We start from the raw sequence: 20,006 nt of genomic DNA, 5'->3' as shown, positions 1-20,006 counted from the left end.
CGAGCCCATCTGATCGACGCCTGCCTCACCGAGACCGGACTGATCATGGACGGCTGAGCTCAGCAACAGCCGACATCACGCAATCAAGTTCAGTATCAGGTTGCTGTCGCCCTCACCACCTCGCTGGCAGCAGTAGCGGTCATCTCCTTGGCTGCATGGTTCTACAGCCAACGAGGGCAGGAAAGCTCGGACAACTCGCCGAACGCCACAGGGACTCCAAATAACACCCGATCTGCAACGCCTTGGCCTCCGCTTGATGCTGACACCCTTTCAAGGCTCACCAAAGCGCTGGCTGAAATCGAACCCGAACTGAGCAGCTACGGGACTCCCGGGATAAATGCTCAAGAGGTATGTACCGAAATTAGCAAAGGATCGGACGACGTGAGAACTCTTCGGTACACAATGTCAGTTTTCGCGGGGGACGGAAGCTTCTTCATCAACCAGGAACAAGGAGCTCGCATCGTGAAAGCCGTGCGCGATATCGCCTGCCCGAATGTGCGCCCCTGAAACGCACTCCGACCGACTTGCCCGGACAAGGTCTGCGGCGAGAACTCAAAGTTCTCACCGCGGAGGCGTAGGATGCCGTAGCCTCGGCCGCATTGTTCATAGTGATGGTGCCGCTTGATCCGCAGTCGTGCAGCGTGCCGCACTCCTCGGACTTGAGACCGTTGGGGCCGGAGCGGTTGACCGACTTGTTGTTGCTGTAGGGGTAGCCGTTCCACTTGAGGGGCGCCAGCGTCGAGGATTGGGTCCGGGCTGAGAAAGCGGCCGGTGGTGGGCTGGTACTGCCTGGCCCCCAGGTTGGTGAAGCCAGTGGCGTCACTCTTGAGGCCGCCGACGTAGCCCCCGTCACCACACCAAGAGGTGGCGGCCGGGGAAGGCGCCGCATGTGACGCGTCCGCAGATCGGGCGGCCCGATCTGCGGACGCCCTGCGTGAATCATTGACGCCATCATGGGACAAGTAAGCCATCCAGAAGTTGCACTTTCCACGGCCATCCTTCCGAACGGCATCTATGCGCATGCCGTTTCCCGCATCCGTGAAGTACTCCTCTTTCCAGGATCCTTCGATTTCGGTCGTCTCATCCTCCGAAGCGCCGCCAGGCCCGCCGCAGACACTGGCCGGAAGTGCCGAACCACCAATGATCCCACCATCCTTCAGCTGGAGAAAGAGGTCCCTATTTCTCCAGGTTCCCTCCAACTCAAGCTTGTCCGACCACCCCATCACCCGCCATCCGACCAACGCGATACCGACCAGTGCCAGGGCCACAGAGATCAGGATCATCGACTTCGGTCGAGAGCTCAAGACGCCCCTCCATGAAGGCGCGTATGCCTAAAGCCTCACGGGTCATCGTCATAAAAGTCCCCAGGCCTTGCAAAATGTCCCACCGTCGACGTGAATACCACCACCCCGAAGCCCACGCCCACCTGTACGCCGTTCCTGTTCTGGGGTACGTAGGTTGTGCGAAGCGGTAGGACGATACTGCGTGGTGGCGCCCCGCTGGACGACCGGTGATCGCAGCGGAACGCAGCAGGGGGCACGCCCGGGGAGGGCCTGCCCCCTGTCGCGCAATCGCTGAGCGACGGCGTCAGCTGATCGGCGTGGTGATGGTGGCGGAGTTGTTGCGCGGGTTGGGGTCGGGGGTGGTGGCGCTGGTCGCCTCGGCGGTGTCGGTGATGTCGTGGGTGCTGGTGGCCAGAGCCTTCACCACGAGGGTGACGGAGGCGGTGGTCCCCGAACCGACCGTCCCGAGGGCGCAGTTGACGCTGTCGGTGGAGCCGACGGGCGGGGTGGTGCAGCTGCCGGCGGACGAGGACGCGCTGACGAAGCGGGCGTTGGCGGGGAGGGTGTCGGCGAGCGTGACGCCGTCGGCCGCGGTGGGGCCGTAGTTGCGCACGGAGACGGTGTAGGTGAGGTTGCCCCCGTTCGCGACGGGCTCGGGGGCCGCGCTGATCGCGACGGCCAGGTCAGCCAGCGGGCGGGTCGCGGAGAGCGGCCGGACCAGGGCTGCGGAGAAGCCGGCGCCGCCGTCGACGGCGATGGCACCGTCGAGGTACCGCCCGCACGGGGCGGTCTCGCCGAGGGCGCAGACCCGCACCGGGACGCTGCGGCTGGTGGTGGTGCCGTCTCCGAGCTGGCCGTAGCCGTTGTGACCCCAGCTGCGGACGGTGCCGTCGGAGCGCAGCGCGAGGGTGTGGGAGCCGCCGGCGCCGATGCCCGTGATGCCGCCGAGACTGGTGGCGCAGGGGGCGGTCTCACCGACGTTGCAGACCCGGACCGGCACGGTCCGGATGGTGGTGGTCCCGTCGCCGAGCTGGCCGGAGGCGTTCTCTCCCCAGCCGCGCACGAAGCCGCCGGTGGTCAGTGCCACCGTGTGGCCGTCACCGGCGGCGATGCCGGCGATGCCGGTGAGGACGCTGCGGCAGGGGCCGATCGCACCGATCGCGCATACCTGCACGGCGCTGGTCCTGCTGTCGGTGGTGCCGTCGCCGAGCTGGCCGCGGCCGTTGTATCCCCAGGTCCGGACGGTTCCGTCGGCGCGCAGTGCCACGCTGTGGAACCGGCCGGCGGCCACGGCGGACGCGCCGGTCAGGATGCTGGTGCAGTTCGCGGTGCAGGCCGCCACGGGGGTGGTGCTGGACGTGGTGGTGCCGTTGCCGAGCTGGCCGTTGCCGTTGTATCCCCAGCCGAACACCAGGGTGTCGGTGGTCAGCGCCAACGTGTGGAGCGACCCGGCGGAGATCGAGGTCACGTTCTCCAGGAACGAGGGACAGGGTGCGGTGGTGCCGCCCTGGCAGACCCGTACGGGGGTGCTGCTGTCGTCGGTGGTGCCGTTACCGAGCTGGCCGTTGCCGTTGTATCCCCAGCTGACGACGGTGCCGTCGGCGCGCAGGGCCGCGCTGTGGAACGTGCCGGCGGCCACGGCGACCACGTTGTCCAGGAACGAGCCGCAGGGTGCGACGGCGCCGGGCGCGCAGACCCGAACGGGGGTGGTGCTCGACGTGGAGGTGCCGTTGCCGAGCTGGCCGTAGGCGTTGTATCCCCAGCTGACGACGGTGCCGTCGGCGCGCAGGGCCACGCTGTGGCCGTCGCCCGTGGACAGGGCGATCACGTCCTGGAGCGGCCCAGTGCACGGGGCGGCTCCGCAGACGCGGCCGGGTACGGTGCTCTGGCCGTTGGTGGTGCCGTCGCCGAGCTCGGCGCTGACGTTGCTGCCCCAGGAGAGCGCGGTGCCGGGGACGCCGGGCCTGATGTCCCGGCCCTCCCCGGCGCCCGCTTGGGCGTTCTGCCAGCCGCCGGATAGCAGCAGCGCGGCCAGCAGGGCCGTGACGGCGAGCAGACGTCGTCGTCAGGGCGGGGACGCGGACGGGGGTGCGGGGGTGGGCATGGGGGTGGGCTCCTCTCGCGGGCGCCGGGGCGGCTGCCCCACAAGGTGGGCACACTTATGAGCCGGGCGCTCCAGCGACACCGCACCGTCACCCGGTCGGCGCTGCCGGTGCCACCCATGGGATGTAAGGAGGGGCCGGCCGTCGTCCGGCGCAGTTCGCAGATCCAGCGGTACAGCCGGGTCCGGACGTGCCGGGTCGCTTCGTTTCGTGGGCCGTGGGGCCGTGGGGCTGCCGTGCGCAGGTGGCGCCGAACCCAGATCCGAGCGGGTGTGCAGATGCCGGCCCCGCACCGCCCGGGCCGATCCTCGTCAGGGTGTCTTTCGCCCTGGTCGTTGCTCGCGCCTTGCTTCAGGAGCCGGAAGTATGCGGCTCGCTCCGTGGAGAGGTTCCGCCGCCCCTGAGCGCTCCGGTCCTCGCGGATCTTGAAGGTCATCGCATCCCCTGAACTGGGATGCTGCAACAACGGCCGGCCGGGGGGGCCGATCAGGCCGTGTTGGGAGTAAGGGCCCAGCGCTGGTTGGCGCCGCCGTTGCACGGCCAGATGGTCAGGACCGTGCCGTTGACGTCGTTCGAACCGGGCAGATCCAGGCAGGCGTTCGAGGCGGGGTTGTAGAGCGCACCGTCGGCGCGATACTTCCAGATCTGGCCGCCGGTGCCCTGGCAGTCCACGGTGACGGCTGGCGCACCCGGGTCGGTCCGGTTGTCCTGGACGGCGACGCAGCGCTCTCCGGTCCGCAGAGTGCCGTCGAGGGCGAAGGTGAACCTCTGGCTCGCGCCGCTCCAGCAGTCGTAGAGGCGCAGAGCGCCGTTGTCGGAGGCGCCGTAGTTGTCGAGGCAGCGGTCCGGGTTGAGGATGGACCTGATGCTCTGCCCGACGGGCTGCGCCCCCGAGATCACCTCCGGCTGGCCGAAGCGCGGCTGGTCCCCGTCCGGGTCGGCGCCCGGGTACTGGGTGATCCGGCCGCCTGCGGCGGTGACGACCAGTTCGGGTCGGCCGTCCGCGTCGGCGTCACCGGGCGAGTCCACGGCGGGGAAGGCGCCGACGGCGAGGCCGATCGGAAGCACGGCGTGAGCGGCGGGAGCCGTCCACTGCCGGCCCGCTCCGTTGTCGCATTCCCCGATCGTCAGGTGGGTGCCCGCAGTTGCGGCACCCGGCGCGCCGAGACACTTGTCCGAGTTCGGGTTCTTCAGCGTGCCCGGGTAGGGGCCGGTGACCCACTTCTGGGCCGGACTGCCGTTGCAGTCCCACAGGTTGACGGGCGAGCCGTCGGCGGTCGCACCACCGGTGACGTCGAGACACTTGCCGAGGACGTGCAGCGAGCCGTCGGTGCCGAGCGTGAACTGCTGGTTGGGAGCCGCGCCCTGGTCGGCGCAGTTCCACAGCAGGGCAGCGGTGCCGTTGCCTGTCCACGCGTGGTCGATGTCGGCGCACATGTCCTTGCCGTCGGCGTCCTTGAGCGCGGACCCCAGGGACCGGTGGGCAGGCATCGTCAGGCGCGCGAAGCCGCTCACGGGCTTGCCCGTGGCGTCCAGCGGCAGCGGCAGGCCGGTGACGGCGCCGGTCACGGTGTCCCGTACCCAGAGTGTCGGCGTGCCGTTGAGCTCGCCGGGATACATCAGGGTGAAGCCGCTCCAGTCGGCACCGTCGGCACCGAGTTCGACACCGGCGTCGAGGAGGCAGCCGCCGAGGTCGCTGGCGGGGTAGTACCGCAGGTGGCCGTTCTCGACGGTGACGAGGTTGGTCGCCCCGGTGCCCCGCTGGACGGCCGTCATCTGGGCGATGTGGTCCCAGGTGTGGTCGATCCCCCGCGCGCAAACGCTGCTGGTGCCCAGCTGGGTCGAGGTGCGGGCGAAGTGGCCGGGAGCGGCGTCCGGGTACGCGTTCGCGTCGTTGACGTAGAGGTAGAGCTGCTTCTCAACCCTGTGGTACGCGAACAGGGAGTCGCCGACGCCGAGGACGGCGCCGCGGTGGGCCAGCAGGTAGTTGTTCCAGTCGTCCTGACGGGGGCTCCTGCTCGCCGGGGACGCCGTCTCGGGCCCGGCAGCACCGGCGTCACCGCCCCGGAACAGCGTCAGAGAGCCGTCGGCGGCCGGGGCCAGGAAGTCGGGCAGGCCGTCGAGGTCGACGTCACCGGGCACCGGTGCGGCGGCCGTCAGGGTCGGCCAGGCCTGCTTCGCCGTCACGGAGGCGTCCGCGAAAGCGGCTCCGGGTGCGGCCAGCACGAGACCGCCGGCGCACAGGAGCGCAAGGCTTCTCGTCAGCGGGCCCCTCAGCCATCTGGGGGCGCGGGATTTTCGCATGATGTGTCAGTTCGCCTTCGCAGCAGTGCCCCTAGATCCGTGGCTGACGGCCTGGCGTCTCATATCCGGCCGACGGGGAGGGGATTGGTCCGATTGGATGCGCGCATTCCGACTGATCACCAGGTGATTCTCCATCGCCTCGATGACCGGTGCGCGCTCGAACGCTAGTGCGTCCGAATGTGGGCTGGCAATCCGCTTTCCGCAACCGTGGCGGTGACCTCCGTCGCCACGACGGCGCAGGTCACCGATGGCGCCGGAGGCGGGGCGGGGACGGAGACGGAGCGGCATGGATGGCCTCGTCGCGGAGCGAGCGGGAGCCGGGCGTCGGCGATGGCGACGCCCGGTCGGGGTTCTGCGACGCGGGGTGGAGCGGGCCGGTCCCTCGCGGGGCCCGGAGCCGGAAAGGCGGCGGTGCCACGGTTCGTCCCCCTCGGCGAGCCGCGGCACCGCCTGTGGCCCGCCCAGTCGGCCCCCGTCGAGCAGTTGCTCGGCGGGGGCCGACAGCTGAGCCCAGGCTTCGGGGGTGGGATCAGACGGAGGCGGGTGGGGCGGTGGCGGTGCCGGCGGGGGTGCCGAGGGTGCGTTCGGCCTTGGCGACGGCGGCGCGGTAGTAGAGGGAGGCCAACTGCGAGGAGGCGTCGTTGCGTTGGAAGAAGCCGTAGGACATGGCGACAGTACCGAAGCGCTCGACGGCGATGTAGCCGTTGAGCGGGACGCCGCCGATGGTGCCGTCGAGGCGGACGGCGGGGGCTTCGTGGCGCTCGCCGAGGGTGACGGGAGTGACGGTGAAGGTCACGGAGGCGTCGGTGCCGTCGTTGAAGGTCAGGCTGTGGCAGTCGGTGAACGCGTCGGTGACGACGGTGAAGTCGCTGGTGAGCTGGGCGGCATCCTCGGCGGTGAGGGATTCGGTCACCATGGGGTTTCCGTCCGGGCCGTCGAATTCTACTTCTTGGTGCGGAAGTTGGGAGGAGGGCCCGGATTCGGTCCCGTTCAGGAGGGCGCGGAGCGCGTCGCAGCCCGCGACCGGGGAGGCGCCGCCGGCCGATGCGGAGCTCTGGCCGACCGGGACTTCGGTGAAGTTCGGGCCCAGTTCGGTGTTGCTCAGCAGGGCCGCCTTCAGCTGGTCGGCCGTCGGGAGCGGGTCGGCCGGAGCGGCCGCGCGGAGGGAGAGGGCCGGTGGGGCGGCGGCGGAGCCGGTGGCGATGCCGGACGTCCCGAGGGTGACCACGGTGACCACGGCTGCGGCGGTGAGGGCGAGGAGAGGCCTGGGGTGCGACATACGGCCCCCGATCGGGAGTCGGGCAGGGACAGGCACTCAGTGTCCCACCGGCCTGCGGCCACCGCCTGTCCGAGCGATGTCGTCGCAGGTCAGGCCCCGTGGAGTGCCGATCAGGACGGCTCCGCCGAGAGGGCGGCACGGGTCTCGATGAGCCACTCGACCCAGAAGGACTCCAGCCCGATGCCGGCCCGCAGCACGGCATGCTGGAGCCGGTCTCCCTGGGCTGCCGAGTCGCGCTGGGCTGCCGAGTCCCCCTGACCTGCCGAGTCACCCTCGGCCGCCCGGGCACCCGTGGTCGCGCCGTCCGCCGGGAAGTCCCGCCGCTCGATCTCCCGGTAGTCGGCCAACTGCGCTCGGTGAAGGGCGAGATGGCGGGACAGCTCGGCGTCCAGGCCGGCCGTGCCGACCACCGCTGCCGCACGCAGCCGCAGCAACAGGGGTTCGCGGACGGCCTTCGGTTCGTCCCCGCCGGCCGTCCACCGTTCGAGCTCGGCACGACCGGCGGGCAGGACCTCGTACTCCTTCTTCTGCCCGCGCACCGGGCCGTCCTGCGGGAGCGCCCGGATCAGGCCGGCGGTCTCCAGCCGGCCCAGTTCGCGGTAGATCTGCTGGTGGGTGGCGGGCCAGAAGAAGCCGATCGACCTGTCGAACCGCCGGGTCAGCTCCAGCCCCGAGGACGGCTTCTCCAGCAGGGCGGTGAGGATGGCGTGCGGCAGGGACATGGGTCGATCCTAGATCCCGCCGCCCGGCACGCCTCGGCTCAGATCGTGGCCGCCAGCTCGGTGCCCTGCTTGACGGCCCGCTTGGCGTCGAGTTCGGCGGCCACGTCGGCGCCGCCGATCAGGTGCGGGGTGATGCCGAGCTCGCGCAGGGCGGTGTCCAGCTCGCGGCGGGGCTCCTGGCCGGTGCAGAGGACGACGGTGTCGACGGGCAGGAGCTGGCGCTCACCGTCCACCACGAAGTGCAGGCCGGCGTCGTCGATCAGTTCGTAGCTCGCGCCGGCGACCATGGTGACGCCGCGGTGCTTGAGCTCGGTGCGGTGGATCCAGCCGGTGGTCTTGCCGAGGCCGGCGCCGACCTTGGTGCTCTTGCGCTGCAGCAGGTGGACGCTGCGCGGGGGCCGGGGCGGCTCGGGGCGGGTGAGGCCGCCGCGCTCGCGGTACTCCGGGTCGATGCCCCACTTGCGGTGGAACACCGGCGGGTTGAGGCTGGCGGCGTCGCCCTGGTCGGTGAGGTACTCGGCGACGTCGAAGCCGATGCCGCCCGCGCCGAGGACGGCGACCCGCTCGCCGACGGGCGCGCCGTCGCGCAGTACGTCCAGGTAGCCGAGGACGCTGGGGTGGTCGACGCCCGGGAGGTCGGCCGGGCGTCGCGGGGTGACGCCGGTGGCGAGCACGATCTCGTCGAAGCCCTCGGCGGCGAGCTGCTCCGCCGCCACGGGTGCCCCGAGCCGCAGCTCGACCGCCAGCTCGGCCAGCCGGGTGCGGTAGTAGCGCAGGGTCTCGTCGAACTCCTCCTTGCCGGGGATGCGCCGGGCGATGTTCAGCTGCCCGCCGACGGTGTCGGCCGCGTCGAACAGGGTGACGGCGTGGCCGCGTTCGGCGGCGGAGACGGTGAACGCCAGGCCGGCCGGCCCCGCACCGACGACGCCGATCCGCTTGCGCAGCTTGGTGGGCGCGAGCACGAGTTCGGTCTCGTGACAGGCGCGCGGGTTGACCAGGCAGGAGGTGATCTGACCGCTGAAGGTGTGGTCCAGGCAGGCCTGGTTGCAGCCGATGCAGGTGTTGATGGACGCCGAGCGGTCGTCCTGCGCCTTGGCGACGAAGTCGGCGTCGGCGAGCAGCGGGCGGGCCAGCGACACCAGGTCGGCGTGGCCGTCGGCGAGCAACTGCTCGGCGATCTCCGGGGTGTTGATCCGGTTGCTGGTGACGAGGGGGACGGTGACCGAGCCCATCAGCTTCTTCGTCACCCAGGCGTAGGCGCCGCGCGGGACGGAGGTGGCGATGGTGGGGATCCGTGCCTCGTGCCAGCCGATGCCGGAGTTGATGATGGTCGCGCCGGCCGCCTCGACGGCCTGGGCGAGCCGGACGACCTCGGGGAGGGTGGAGCCGCCGGGGACGAGGTCGAGCATGGAGAGGCGGTAGATCAGGATGAAGTCGGGGCCGACCCGCTCGCGGACCCGGCGGACGATCTCGACCGGGAAGCGCAAGCGGTTCTCGTACGCGCCGCCCCACTCGTCCTCGCGCTGGTTGGTGGCGGCGGCGGTGAACTCGTTGATCAGGTAGCCCTCGGAGCCCATGATCTCGACGCCGTCGTAGCCGGCCCGCCGGGCGAGGGCGGCGCAGCGGGCGAAGTCCTCGATGGTCTGCTCGACCTGCTCCGCGGTGAGGGCGTTCGGCACGTACGGGCTGATCGGGGCCTGGAGGGCGCTGGGGGCGACCAGGTCGGGGTGGTAGGCGTAGCGGCCGAAGTGCAGGATCTGCATCGCGATGCGGCCGCCGGCGGCGTGCACGGCGTCGGTGACGACGCGGTGGCGGTCGGCCTCCGCCTCGGTGGTGAGCATGGCGCCGCCGCCCCAGGACCGGCCGGCCTCGTTGGGGGCGATGCCGCCGGTGACGATCAGGCCGACGCCGCCGCGGGCGCGCTCTCCGTAGAAGGCCGCCATCCGCTCGAAGCCGTTCGGTGCCTCCTCCAGGCCGACGTGCATCGATCCCATGATCACGCGGTTCGGGAGGGTGGTGAAACCGAGGTCGAGCGGGCTCAGCAGGTGCGGGTACGGCTTCCGGGCCCGCTGGGGGTCGGTGCTCATCGGCTTCTCCTGTGCGGCGTGCGGCGGCTCGTTGTTACCACACGGTAGGGGACGCGGTGCGGGATGTGCAACTAGTTGCATAACCTGGCCTCCGGGAGCGGCGCCGCCCAAGGTCGGCCAACGACCCGCCCGCCCCGCACCCGCCGCACCACCCCTTCCGCATCGCCGCTCCCCCGGCGGCCGCACCGCACCTGAGGCCGCACCGCACCGCACTGGCGGCCGACGGTCGCCGGCAATTTGCCTGACCAGCCGTCAGATCGACGGGGAATGTGCGTATGGTCGTTCCCCGAAGGGGGTTCGGAGGAATCCCCGGGGAGGGGACGGCAGTGCGAGGCGGAGAGATAGCCGTGGTCGGCGGCAGCATCGCGGGGTGCGCGTTCGCGCGGGCGGCCGCCCGCGGCGGGGCGGACCGGGTGGTGGTACTGGAGCGCAGCCCCGGCCGGCTGGAGGACCGCGGCGTCGGCCTCTGCGTGCTCGCCGACCGCTACACCGAACTGGCCCGCGCCGGCCACCTCGACGACGGCATCCGCTGGCACCGGCTCACCCAGCGGCACTGGCTGGCGAACGACCCCGACGGCGGCCCGCGCGGACGACTGCTCTGGGCGCAGGAGATGCCGTTCCGCTCCTACCACTGGGGCGTACTCTGGCAGGCCCTGCGCGAACGCACCCCCGACACCGTGGAGTTCCGGCTGGGCGGGGCGGTCACCACCGTGGCCGGCGACGGCGAGCACGCCTGGCTGACGGGCCCGGACGGCGGCCCGGGCGGCGCACCGGGCGGCGCACCGGACGCCGGACCGGACCGGTACGACCTGGTGATCGGCGCCGACGGCTACCGCTCGGTGGTGCGCGAGGCCGTCTGCCCCGAGGCCCGGCCCGAGTACGCCGGCTACGTCTGCTGGCGGGGCAGCTTCGACGCCCGGCTGCTGGCGGAGGTGCCCGGCGGCGCGGCGCTCTGGCCGGAGCACGAGGTGATCACGGTCTGTTACCCCGGCGGCCAGGTGGTGCTGTACCGCATCCCCGGTCTGACCCCGGGCTCCACCCAGGTCAACTTCGTCTTCTACGCGCCCACGCCGGCCTGGCTGCGACCGGGCGACCCCACCAGCGTGCCGGCCGGCGCGCTCACCACCGGGCAGTTCGAGGAACTGGCCGAGCTCGCCGAGCGACACCTGCCGCCCTACTGGGCCGGGGTCATCGCCCTCAGCCCCCGCGACCGGACGTTCATCCAGCCGATCTACGACCTGGCGGCTCCGCGCCGCACCGCCGGGCGCCTGCTGCTCGCCGGGGACGCGGCCACCGTGGTCCGTCCGCACAACACCAGCGGCGCGGTCAAGGCCGTACAGGACGCCTGCGCGTTCGAGGACGCCTGGCGGACGGCCGACTCCTGGGCCGAGCTGCTGCCCGCGTACGACCGCGAACGCGGCACGGTAGGGCGGGATATGGTCGAGGTCGGCCGGCGGCTCGGGCGTGCCCAGGTGACCGATGCGCCGGACTGGTCGGCCATGGACGAGGCCGCGATGACCGCCTGGTGGCGCCAACAGGTCGCCGGGACGGGCGGGTTCGGCGGACACGCGCTCGGACGCCCGCCGACCCACCGTCAGGCCGACTGACCGGGCGGGGTGTTCACCCAGACCGTGCGGCCAGAACGGCCGCACGGCCGCACGTCTTCACGACCCCGTAGCCGGCCTCAGACGTTGACGCCGTAGTCGGTCGCGATGCCGCGCAGGCCGGAGGCGTACCCCTGGCCGATGGCGCGGAACTTCCACTCGGCGCCGTTGCGGTACAGCTCGCCGAAGACCATCGCGGTCTCGGTCGAGGCGTCCTCGGAGAGGTCGTACCGGGCGATCTCCTGGCCGTTGGCCTGGTTGACGATCCGGATGAACGCGTTGCGGACCTGGCCGAAGCTCTGCAGGCGGGCGTCGGCGTCGTAGATCGACACCGGGAACACCACCTTGGCCACCCCGGCCGGCACGGCGTCCAGGTCGACCCTGATCTGCTCGTCGTCACCGTCGCCGCCACCGGTCAGGTTGTCGCCACTGTGCTCGACCGACCCCTCGGGGCTGCGCAGGTTGTTGAAGAAGACGAAGTGCTGGTCCGAGACCACCTTGCCGAGCGCGTTGCAGAGCAGCGCGCTCGCGTCCAGGTCGTAGTCGGCCCCGGTGGTGGTCCGCACGTCCCAGCCGAGACCGACGATGACGGCGGTCAGGCCCGGCGCCTCCTTGGTCAGCGAGACATTGCCACCCTTGGCCAGCGAAACTCCCACGATGCCCTCCTCGGTTGCTCTCCCTCCCGAAGAATCTACAACACTGTAGAGATCACGAGAATCCATCCGTCCCGATGCGCCCCCGGCGTGCGCCAGGCCATTGCGCGCCACCGGGCTGCGGTGTCGGTGACCGCTGCCCGCCGACCCTCACCGCCCCGCCAGCAGCTCGGCGACGTGCGGCGGTAGCAGGCAGGCCTGCCGCGCCAGCAGGTCGACGAAGGCCGCCGTCAGCGGATCCGGCCTGGTCCGGGTGTACGCCACGAGCGGGCGCCGCACGGGCGGCTCGGGGCGGCGGACGAGGCCGTCGAAGCCCGGCGGGACGATGTTGGCGGGCACCAGGGCCGGCCCCAGCCCGGCCGCGGCCAGCAGCGGCGCGGCCGCCGTCTGCTCCGTCCGCACCGCGACCCGCGGCCGGAACCCGGCCTCCGCACAGGCCCCGTCGAGCAGGTCGGCAAGGCCGTTACCGGGCGCGTAGTGCACCCAGTCCCGCCCGGACAGGTCGGCCAGCCGCACGATGTGGCGGTCACTCACCTCGTCCGACTCGGCGGGCAGTGCCAGCACGAACTCCTCGACACCCAGCTCCCGGGTCGGCCCCTCCCAGTCCGGCGGCGGCGTGCCGACCGCGACGTCCGCCTGTCCGGCCGCCATCGCCGCGCGCAACTCGTCGTTGTGTGGGTACTCGCGCAGCCGGATCCGTACCTGCGGGTGGAGCCGGCGCCAGGCCCGCAGCACCGGCGGCAGGATGCCGAGGCTGATCGAGTGGACCGTGGCGAGTTCGAGCTCGCCGAAGTCCAGACCGGCCGTGAGACGGGCCGCGGTGCGCAGGCGCTCGGCATCGGCGAGCGCGGCACGGGCGTGCGGAAGCACCGCCCGGCCCATCGGCGTCAGTCGGACCGCGCGCGGGAGCCGCTCCAGCAACGGGCCGCCGACGGCCCGCTCCAGCGCCCGCACCTGGTGCGAGAGCGCGGGCTGGGTGACGTGCAGCAGCTCGGCGGCCCGGGTGAACGACCCGGTGTCGACGACGGTCACCAGGTATTCGAGCTGTCGGAGAGTGGCCATGCACAGAGTTTATGGCTGACCCAAAAGACAAGCCTTGGACGCATCACCGCTGCTCGGGGCAGGGTGATCGGCGTAGACACCCGTCTCCCCCACCACCCACCCGCCCCCCGAGGAGCCCCAGAATGACCGCCCAGATGCCCATGCCGATGCCCGCCTCCACCTCCGCACTCACCTCCACCGCCCTCGAAGGCCGCCGCATCGTGGTCGTCGGCGCCGGCTCGAACACCGGCCGCGCGCTCGCCCTCGCCGCCTCCGCCGCCGGCGCCGAGCTGATCCTGGCCGGCCCCGACCCGCGCAAGCTGGAGTGGACGGCCGGCGAACTGTCCGGCCCGGCCCGGGTCGTCCCGGTGGATCTCGCGGACGAGGCGTCGATCGCCGCCCTCGCCACCGCCACCGGTCGCTTCGACCATCTGGTCTCCACCGCCGCGATGCCCGCCAACGGTCCGCTCGCCGAACTCGAACTCGCCGATGTCCAGCGCGCGTTCGCGGCCAAGGTGGTGGGGCCGTTGCTGCTCGCGAAGCATCTGGCCGGTCAGGCCGCGACCGAAGGACCCGACGGCGCCTCGTTCACCTTCTTCTCCGGAGTCGCCGCCTGGCGCCCGGCCCCCGCCCGCACGGTGATGGCCGCCACCAACGGCGCGCTCGCCTTCCTCGTCCAGGCCCTCGCCGTCGAGATCGCCCCGGTCCGGGTCAACGCCGTCTCCCCCGGCATCGTGGACAGCGGCTCCTGGGACCGGATGGGCACCGACAAGGAGCCGTTCCTGCGCGCGGTCGCCGAGCGCAACCCCGCCCGCCGGGTCGGCAGCACGGACGATCTGGTTCGCGCCGTCCTCTTCTCGATGGCCAGCCCGTTCGTCACGGGGACGGTCCTGCACGTGGACGGCGGCGGCCGCCTGGTGTGACCGGGCCGTCCCGCCGCTCCGGGGCGGCTCGGCCCGGCCCGGGCCGGCCCGGAAGCGTGCCGGGCCGGAAGCGTGCCGGGCCGGAAGCCGCCGGCCCGCCCGGGGTCCGTCCCGGCGGGCACTGCGGGACCGGACCTAGACTGGCCGTGCGGGCGAAGGCCCGCGCGCGGGAGGTGTCATGCGACGCCGGTACAGCTTCCACCTCGACCGGGCCGACCGGTCCGTCACGGTGAACGTCCGCTCGGGCTGGATCACCGAGACCGAGCTGCTGGTGGACGGCCGGGAGTGCGCCTTCCACCGCGTGCACGGCCACGGCGTCTACCCGCTCGTCCTGGCCGCCCGGATCCCCGAGGAGCCTGCGCTGCCGCTTTCGGTCCGACTGGAACGGACCGGCTCGGCGGAACACCCGCTCGCCTGCACGGTGGACCTGGGCGGCACGGTCCGCCCGGTGCCGGAGCGCGTCGACCGCTGACGTCCGGGGCGACGACACACGCCCCGCGCCTCCCGCTACCGCGCCCGGCTCTGCGCGACGATCTCCTCGACCGCGGCTCGGGCGCGGGCGGCGTCCGCCGCCACCAGGCCGATCCGGGTCCGGCGGTCGAGCACGTCGGAGGCGTCCAGGGCGCCCTCGTGCGTCACGGCGTAGGCGATCTCGGCGCGGGTCACGTCGATGCCCTCGGCGATCGGCTCGGCGCCGCCCGCCGCCAGGACCTCGCGTGCCGCGCCGCCGTGCCGGGCGAGCAGCGAGGCGGGCACGCCGCCCTCCGGTGCCGGCCGGCTGTCCCGGTGCCCCGGCGCGCCGACCAGCGGCAGGCGGGCCGTCCAGCAGGCGCGGGCCGGCAGACCGCGCAGCCGGACGGCGGTGTCCACCGCGTCCTCGGCCATCCGCCGGTAGGTGGTGAGCTTGCCGCCGACGACCGTGATCACCCCGGACGGGGACTCCAGCACCGCGTGCTGCCGGGAGAGGTCGGCCGTACTGCCGCCGCCGGTGTCGATCAGCGGCCGCAGCCCGGCGTACGCGCCGCGCACGTCCGCCCTGGTCAGCGCGGTGGTCAGGGCGGCGTTGACGGTGTCGAGGAGGAAGTCGAGCTCGGCCTCGGTCGGCTGCGGTTCGTCCGGGACCGGCCCGGGCGCGTCCTCGTCGGTCAGGCCGATCGCCACCCGGCCGAGCTGCTGCGGCAGCGCGAAGACGAACCGGCTGGTGGAGCCCGGTACCGGCACGGTGAGTGCGGCGACCGGGTGGCCGAGCGCGGCCGCGTCGACCAGCAGGTGGGTGCCCCGGCTGGGCCGCAGCCGGATGGACGGGTCCACCTCGCCCGCCCAGACACCGGTGGCGTTCACCACCGCGCCGGCGGTGAGGTGCAGGGACTGCCCGGTGAGGCCGTCGACCAGCCGGGCCGAGGTGCCGGTGACCTCCTCCGCCCGGACACGGGTGAGCACGGTGGCGCCGTACTGCGCGGCCGTCCGGGCCAGGGCCACCACCAGCCGTGCGTCGTCCACCAGTTGGCCGTCGTGCGCGACCAGCGCGCCCGCCAGCCCTGCCGCCCGTACACCGGGCACCAGTTGGCGAGCCCGGGCGGCGTCGACGCGGCGCATCCGGGGCAGCACCGCGCTCGGCGTGCGGGCGCTCAGTCGCAGCGCGTCCCCCGCGACGAAGCCGGCCCGGACCAGCGACGCCTGCCCGGGGCGCAGCAACCCCGGCAGCAACGGGACGAGTTGGGGCAGCGGGCGGACCAGGTGCGGGGCAGTGCGGGTCATCAGCACGCCGCGCTCGACGGCGCTCTCCCGGGCCACGCCGATCCGCCCGGAGGCGAGGTAACGCAGACCGCCGTGGACCAGCTTCGAACTCCACCGGCTGGTGCCGAAGGCCAGGTCGCGGGCCTCGACGAGGACCACGCGGAGCCCGCGCGCGGCCGCGTCCAGCGCGACCCCGGCGCCGGTCACCCCGCCGCCGACGACCAGCAGATCGACGGCCGGGGCGGCGGCGAGCGCGTCCAGCTCCACCTCCCGCCGCCGGGAGGTGAGTCGGGTGGTTCCGGCGAAAGGCCCGGCGTTGATCGTCATGGCGCGAGGTATCCGTTCGTCACGGCGTGCATGGTCAGGGCGCGAGGTGTCCGTCGGTCACGGCGTCTGCCGTCACGGCGTCTGCTGTCACGCCGTGAGCGCTCACGACACGAGCACTCACGGCGCGAGGTACCCGTCCAGTGCCCTGGCCAGTTCGCGCCGCCAGGCCGCCTCGGGCAGCAGGTGCGCCACCATGCGGTGCGACTGGACGGTGGACTGGGCGATCAGCAGCACCATGGCGGCCAGTTCGAGGGGCTCGCCGGCCCGGACCGAGCCGTGCGCCTGGCCCTGCTCGATGCCCGCGCGCAGCGCCTCCAGCAGGCCGAGCTGGCTGGTGCCGAGCCGCTCGACCACGTACTCGAAGAGCGCGTCCGAGTCGGCCGAGCGCAGCAGTGCACCGAGCACCGGGTGATCGCGCAGCCGGACGGCGACCTCGACGACGCCCTCGACGAAGGCGGCGCGGTCCTCGCCCGTGAGCCGGACGGTGGCCTGGGTCGCGAGGATCTCGCGGGTGAGCAGCGCCCCGATCACCGCCCGGACGTCCGGCCAGCGCCGGTAGACGGTGGGCCGACTGACCCCCGCGCGCCGGGCGATCTCGGACAACTGCGTTCGGCGCACGCCGAGTTGCACGATCAGCTCGGCGGCGGCGTCGAGGATGGCGTCATCGGTGCTGCGAGGCTCGGGGGTCGTCTCGGGGTCGACCGGGCCAGCGTTACTACTTGACATGATGTGTGAAACTGTAACGCATGGCACCTGAGACGCAAGCGGGACCGGCCCACGCCGCGCTGCCGCTCCCCCCGATGAAGTGGGACGCCTGGGGCGACCCGGCCCTCGCCAAGGAGCTGTCCGCCGACATCAAGGCCCTGCTGGCCGCCGCCCTCGGCGTCACCGGCGACGCGGCCCCCGGGCCCGCCGCCGAGGAGGTCGCCCTGCGACCCTCGCAGCTGACCGGGGCGGACCTGAAGGCGCTGGCCGCCGTGGTCGGCGAGGCGTACGTCAGCGCCGCCCCCGCGGACCGCCTCCCCCGGGCCGGCGGCAAGTCCACCCCGGACCTGCTGCGCCGCCGCAGCCGCGAACCGCAGGACGCGCCGGACGCCGTCGTGCTGCCGGGCAGCGAGGACGAGATCGCCGCGCTGCTCACCCTCTGCGCCGAACGCCGCATCGCCGTGGTCCCGTTCGGCGGCGGCACCAGCGTGGTCGGCGGGCTGGACCCGGAGCGCGGCGGCTTCACCGCCGTCGTCTCGCTCGACCTGCGCCGCTTCGACCGGCTGCTCGACCTGGACGCCACCTCCGGCGAGGCCGTCCTGGGAGCGGGCCTCACCGGCCCGGCGGCCGAGGCCCTGTTGGCCGGGCACGGCTTCGAACTCGGCCACTACCCGCAGAGCTTCCGCTTCGCCACCATCGGCGGTTTCGCGGCCACCCGCTCCTCCGGCCAGGACTCCGCCGGGTACGGGCGCTTCGACGAGATGGTGCGCGGCCTGCGCGTCGTCACCCCGGTGGGTGCCCTGGACCTCGGCCGTGCGCCCGCCTCCGCCGCCGGTCCCGACCTGCGCGAACTCTTCCTCGGCTCGGAGGGCACGCTGGGCGTGATCACCGCCGTCCGGGTCCGCATCCACCCGGTGCCCGCCGTGAAGGCCTACGAGGCGTGGTCCTTCCCCGACTTCCCCACCGGTGCGGCCGCCCTGCGCGCGGTGGAGCAGCAGGACACCGGACCGACGGTGATCCGGCTCTCCGACGAGGCCGAGACCATGGTCAACCTCGCGACGACGGAGAAGATCGGCGGCGAACCCGCCGTCACCGGCTGCCTGGCGGTCACCGTCTTCGAGGGCTCCGCCGAGCAGGTCGCCACCCGCCACCAGCTGACCCGGGCCGTCCTGCTGGCGGCCGGCGGCACGTCCCTGGGCGAGGCGCCGGCTCGGGCCTGGGAGCACGGCCGGTTCAACGCACCCTACCTGCGGGACTCCCTGCTGAGCGCGGGGGCGCTCTGCGAGACCCTGGAGACGGCGACCGACTGGCGCCGGCTCGCCGACCTCCGCTTCGCGGTCACCTCCGCGCTGACCACCGCCCTGCCCGGCGCCCTCGTGCTCTGCCACATCTCGCACGTCTACCCGACCGGCGCCTCGCTGTACTTCACCGTCGTCGCCGCCCTCGGCGAGGAGCCGCTCGCCCGGTGGGCCGTCGCCAAGCGCGCCGCGGGTGCCGCCATCGTGGCCAACGGCGGCACCATCACCCACCACCACGCCGTCGGCGCCGACCACCGGCCCTGGATGGCCGAGGAGATCGGCGAGCTGGGCGTCCGCATCCTGCGCGCGGTCAAGGCCGAACTGGACCCGGCAGGCATCCTCAACCCCGGCAAGCTGATCCCTTGAGCGAGCGGAGTGGGCGAACCGGCGAGTGCCGCGCGTGGGCGAGTACCACCGCCGAGCGGAGCGAGGTGGGCGCGTGAGTGAGCGGAGAACCATCGCCCGGGTCGTCGTCCTCACCAACCCGGCCGCGGCCGCCGGTCACGCCGAGCCGGCGGCCCGCCGCGCGACCGCCCGCCTGCGCGCCCTGGGAGTCGAGGTCGACGAACGGGGCGGCTCGTCGGCGGCGGAGTCGCTCGCCCTGGCCGGCGCGGCCGTCGCCTCCGGGTCCTGCGACGCACTGGTGGTGGTCGGCGGGGACGGCATGATCAACCTCGGCCTCCAGGCGGCCGCCGGAACGGGTGTCCCGCTCGGCGTCGTCCCGGCGGGCACCGGCAACGACCACGCCCGCGCGTACGGGCTGCCGCGCGGCGAACCGGAGGCCGCCGCCGAGGTCGTCGCCGCCGGCCACACCCGGACGGTGGACCTGGGCCGGGTCACCGCGGCCGACGGGACGCAGCGCTGGTTCGGCTCCGTTCTCGCCAGCGGCTTCGACTCCCTCGTCAGCGACCGCACCAACCGGCTCCGCTGGCCACGCGGCCGGATGCGCTACAACCTCGCCATCCTGGTCGAGTTCGCCAACCTCCGCCCGCTCCCGTTCCGGATCACCCTCGCCGACGGCACCGTCATCGCCCGCGACCTCACCCTCGCGGCCGTCGGCAACACCACCAGCTACGGCGGCGGCATGCTCATCTGCCCCGGCGCCGACCCCGCCGACGGCCTGCTCGACGTGACCCTCGTCGACGCCATGCCCCGCCACCGCATCGCCCGGTTCTTCCCCACCCTCTTCAAGGGCACCCACGTCGACCGCCCGGAGGTCACCACCCACCGCACGCCCTCGCTGCGGATCGACTCCCCCGGCATCACCGCCTACGCCGACGGCGAGTTCATGGCCGCCCTGCCGATCGAGGTCGCGGCCGTCCCGGGCGCCCTGCACCTGCTCACCCCGGCCTGAGGCACGCGCCCCTGCACAGGAGGTCGGCCGGCCCGACTTCCTGTGCGACCGGGTCGGCCGCCGTCACCACCCCGGACTTTGCAAAGTTCTCAGCGTAGGCGCCGCACCCGTCTCCCGCATTCGCCGGGCGTCGTACGCACCGCCTTCAGTAGACTCCTGACCTCAACTCCTGTCGTTTCCAGGTGAATTTCGGGGGACAAGCGGTGGACCTGCACTTCTCGGTGGCCGGCGGGCAGCCCGCCGCGGACGCGGAATCGCTGACCGACTGGCTCCGGGGCGAGCCCGAGCTCTCCGGCACCGTGGGCCTCACCGGCGCGGCGCCAAAGCCCGGTGAACTCGGCACGGCCCTGGACGTCCTGACGGTCGCGGTCGGAGCCGGCGGCGCCCTCTCGGTGCTGGCCGCCTCGCTGCGCACCTGGTTCGCCCACCCCCGGCGCAGCGACGTCCGGCTCAAGATCCGGCGCCCGGACGGCGAGTCCGTGGAACTCGACGCGAAACGGGTGAGCGCCGCCGAGCTGGAGGCCGTCCTGCGCCAGGTGCTGGAGCACGGCCCGGTACCGGACAGCGCCGCCCCCGAGCAGGAGTGA

15 protein-coding genes are annotated in these 20,006 nt (G+C 72.9%); 6 read left to right on the top strand and 9 right to left on the bottom strand.

Translation table 11 applies throughout. From position 1 onward, the window contains the following. Positions 1-1,587: 1,587 nt before the first annotated feature. The 5 genes from AB0J08_RS22165 to AB0J08_RS22145 all read right to left on the bottom strand — a co-directional run bounded on the left by AB0J08_RS22165 (position 1,588) and on the right by AB0J08_RS22145 (position 9,777). Positions 1,588-3,111: a hypothetical protein gene (locus AB0J08_RS22165; RefSeq protein ID WP_360636774.1), complete on the bottom strand. Its 1,524-nt coding sequence runs from the start codon at positions 3,109-3,111 to the stop codon at positions 1,588-1,590. Between the two features lie 760 nt (positions 3,112-3,871). Beyond that, on the bottom strand, positions 3,872-5,572 hold the full coding sequence (locus AB0J08_RS22160) for a ricin-type beta-trefoil lectin domain protein (RefSeq protein WP_360636771.1): 1,701 nt from the start codon (positions 5,570-5,572) through the stop codon (positions 3,872-3,874). 646 nt (positions 5,573-6,218) lie between these two features. Beyond that, positions 6,219-6,968, bottom strand: a complete 750-nt coding sequence (locus tag AB0J08_RS22155) for a hypothetical protein (protein ID WP_360636768.1) — start codon at positions 6,966-6,968, stop codon at positions 6,219-6,221. Positions 6,969-7,078: 110 nt separating this feature from the next. Beyond that, positions 7,079-7,690, bottom strand: a complete 612-nt coding sequence (locus AB0J08_RS22150; RefSeq protein WP_360636765.1) for a PadR family transcriptional regulator — start codon at positions 7,688-7,690, stop codon at positions 7,079-7,081. Between the two features lie 38 nt (positions 7,691-7,728). Continuing rightward, positions 7,729-9,777 carry an NADPH-dependent 2,4-dienoyl-CoA reductase gene (locus tag AB0J08_RS22145; protein ID WP_360636762.1) on the bottom strand — a complete coding sequence of 683 codons (2,049 nt, stop codon included), beginning with the start codon at positions 9,775-9,777 and terminating at the stop codon, positions 7,729-7,731. Positions 9,778-10,103: 326 nt separating this feature from the next. Here AB0J08_RS22145 and AB0J08_RS22140 point away from each other — a divergent pair, with 326 nt between their 5' ends. Continuing rightward, positions 10,104-11,384 carry an FAD-dependent monooxygenase gene (locus AB0J08_RS22140; RefSeq protein WP_360636759.1) on the top strand — a complete coding sequence of 427 codons (1,281 nt, stop codon included), beginning with the start codon at positions 10,104-10,106 and terminating at the stop codon, positions 11,382-11,384. 77 nt (positions 11,385-11,461) lie between these two features. Here AB0J08_RS22140 and AB0J08_RS22135 read toward each other — a convergent pair whose 3' ends face one another. Both AB0J08_RS22135 and AB0J08_RS22130 read right to left on the bottom strand, forming a co-directional pair. Beyond that, on the bottom strand, positions 11,462-12,037 hold the full coding sequence (locus tag AB0J08_RS22135; protein ID WP_329490340.1) for a TerD family protein: 576 nt from the start codon (positions 12,035-12,037) through the stop codon (positions 11,462-11,464). A 147-nt stretch (positions 12,038-12,184) separates the two neighbouring features. Further along, positions 12,185-13,096, bottom strand: a complete 912-nt coding sequence (locus AB0J08_RS22130) for a LysR family transcriptional regulator (protein ID WP_360636756.1) — start codon at positions 13,094-13,096, stop codon at positions 12,185-12,187. A gap of 122 nt (positions 13,097-13,218) precedes the next feature. Here AB0J08_RS22130 and AB0J08_RS22125 point away from each other — a divergent pair, with 122 nt between their 5' ends. Together AB0J08_RS22125 and AB0J08_RS22120 are read left to right on the top strand one after the other, a co-directional pair. Beyond that, the gene (locus AB0J08_RS22125; protein WP_360636753.1) at positions 13,219-13,998 is read left to right on the top strand and encodes an SDR family oxidoreductase; all 780 of its coding nucleotides are present in this window, start codon (positions 13,219-13,221) and stop codon (positions 13,996-13,998) included. Between the two features lie 178 nt (positions 13,999-14,176). Next, entirely contained in the window at positions 14,177-14,470 is a 294-nt protein-coding gene (locus AB0J08_RS22120; protein ID WP_360636750.1) for a hypothetical protein, read from the top strand. 35 nt (positions 14,471-14,505) lie between these two features. On the opposite strand, the gene AB0J08_RS22115 is transcribed toward AB0J08_RS22120, so the two are convergent. Beyond that, entirely contained in the window at positions 14,506-16,062 is a 1,557-nt protein-coding gene (locus AB0J08_RS22115; RefSeq protein ID WP_360636747.1) for a glycerol-3-phosphate dehydrogenase/oxidase, read from the bottom strand. 117 nt (positions 16,063-16,179) lie between these two features. After that, entirely contained in the window at positions 16,180-16,788 is a 609-nt protein-coding gene (locus AB0J08_RS22110) for a helix-turn-helix domain-containing protein (protein ID WP_360636744.1), read from the bottom strand. 20 nt (positions 16,789-16,808) lie between these two features. Between AB0J08_RS22110 and AB0J08_RS22105 the strand changes: the two genes are divergently transcribed. The 3 genes from AB0J08_RS22105 to AB0J08_RS22095 all read left to right on the top strand — a co-directional run bounded on the left by AB0J08_RS22105 (position 16,809) and on the right by AB0J08_RS22095 (position 20,006). Next, on the top strand, positions 16,809-18,431 hold the full coding sequence (locus AB0J08_RS22105) for an FAD-binding oxidoreductase (RefSeq protein WP_360636741.1): 1,623 nt from the start codon (positions 16,809-16,811) through the stop codon (positions 18,429-18,431). Positions 18,432-18,504: 73 nt separating this feature from the next. Then, entirely contained in the window at positions 18,505-19,419 is a 915-nt protein-coding gene (locus tag AB0J08_RS22100) for a diacylglycerol kinase (protein ID WP_360636738.1), read from the top strand. Positions 19,420-19,622: 203 nt separating this feature from the next. Continuing rightward, positions 19,623-20,006: a hypothetical protein gene (locus tag AB0J08_RS22095; RefSeq protein WP_360636735.1), complete on the top strand. Its 384-nt coding sequence runs from the start codon at positions 19,623-19,625 to the stop codon at positions 20,004-20,006.

It is taken from the genome of Kitasatospora sp. NPDC050463 (assembly GCF_040655255.1).
GTDB lineage: Bacteria > Actinomycetota > Actinomycetes > Streptomycetales > Streptomycetaceae > Kitasatospora.
This window is presented reverse-complemented; position numbering and strand designations above follow the sequence as displayed.

Bases quoted from the DNA above. Each gene is read 5' to 3' on its own strand.
- AB0J08_RS22150 (WP_360636765.1), bottom strand. From the start codon at position 7,690: ATGTCCCTGCCGCACGCCATCCTCACCGCCCTGCTGGAGAAGCCGTCC.
- AB0J08_RS22110 (WP_360636744.1), bottom strand. From the start codon at position 16,788: ATGTCAAGTAGTAACGCTGGCCCGGTCGACCCCGAGACGACCCCCGAG.
- AB0J08_RS22145 (WP_360636762.1), bottom strand. From the start codon at position 9,777: ATGAGCACCGACCCCCAGCGGGCCCGGAAGCCGTACCCGCACCTGCTG.
- AB0J08_RS22115 (WP_360636747.1), bottom strand. From the start codon at position 16,062: ATGACGATCAACGCCGGGCCTTTCGCCGGAACCACCCGACTCACCTCC.
- AB0J08_RS22125 (WP_360636753.1), top strand. From the start codon at position 13,219: ATGACCGCCCAGATGCCCATGCCGATGCCCGCCTCCACCTCCGCACTC.
- AB0J08_RS22130 (WP_360636756.1), bottom strand. From the start codon at position 13,096: ATGGCCACTCTCCGACAGCTCGAATACCTGGTGACCGTCGTCGACACC.
- AB0J08_RS22155 (WP_360636768.1), bottom strand. From the start codon at position 6,968: ATGTCGCACCCCAGGCCTCTCCTCGCCCTCACCGCCGCAGCCGTGGTC.
- AB0J08_RS22120 (WP_360636750.1), top strand. From the start codon at position 14,177: ATGCGACGCCGGTACAGCTTCCACCTCGACCGGGCCGACCGGTCCGTC.
- AB0J08_RS22105 (WP_360636741.1), top strand. From the start codon at position 16,809: ATGGCACCTGAGACGCAAGCGGGACCGGCCCACGCCGCGCTGCCGCTC.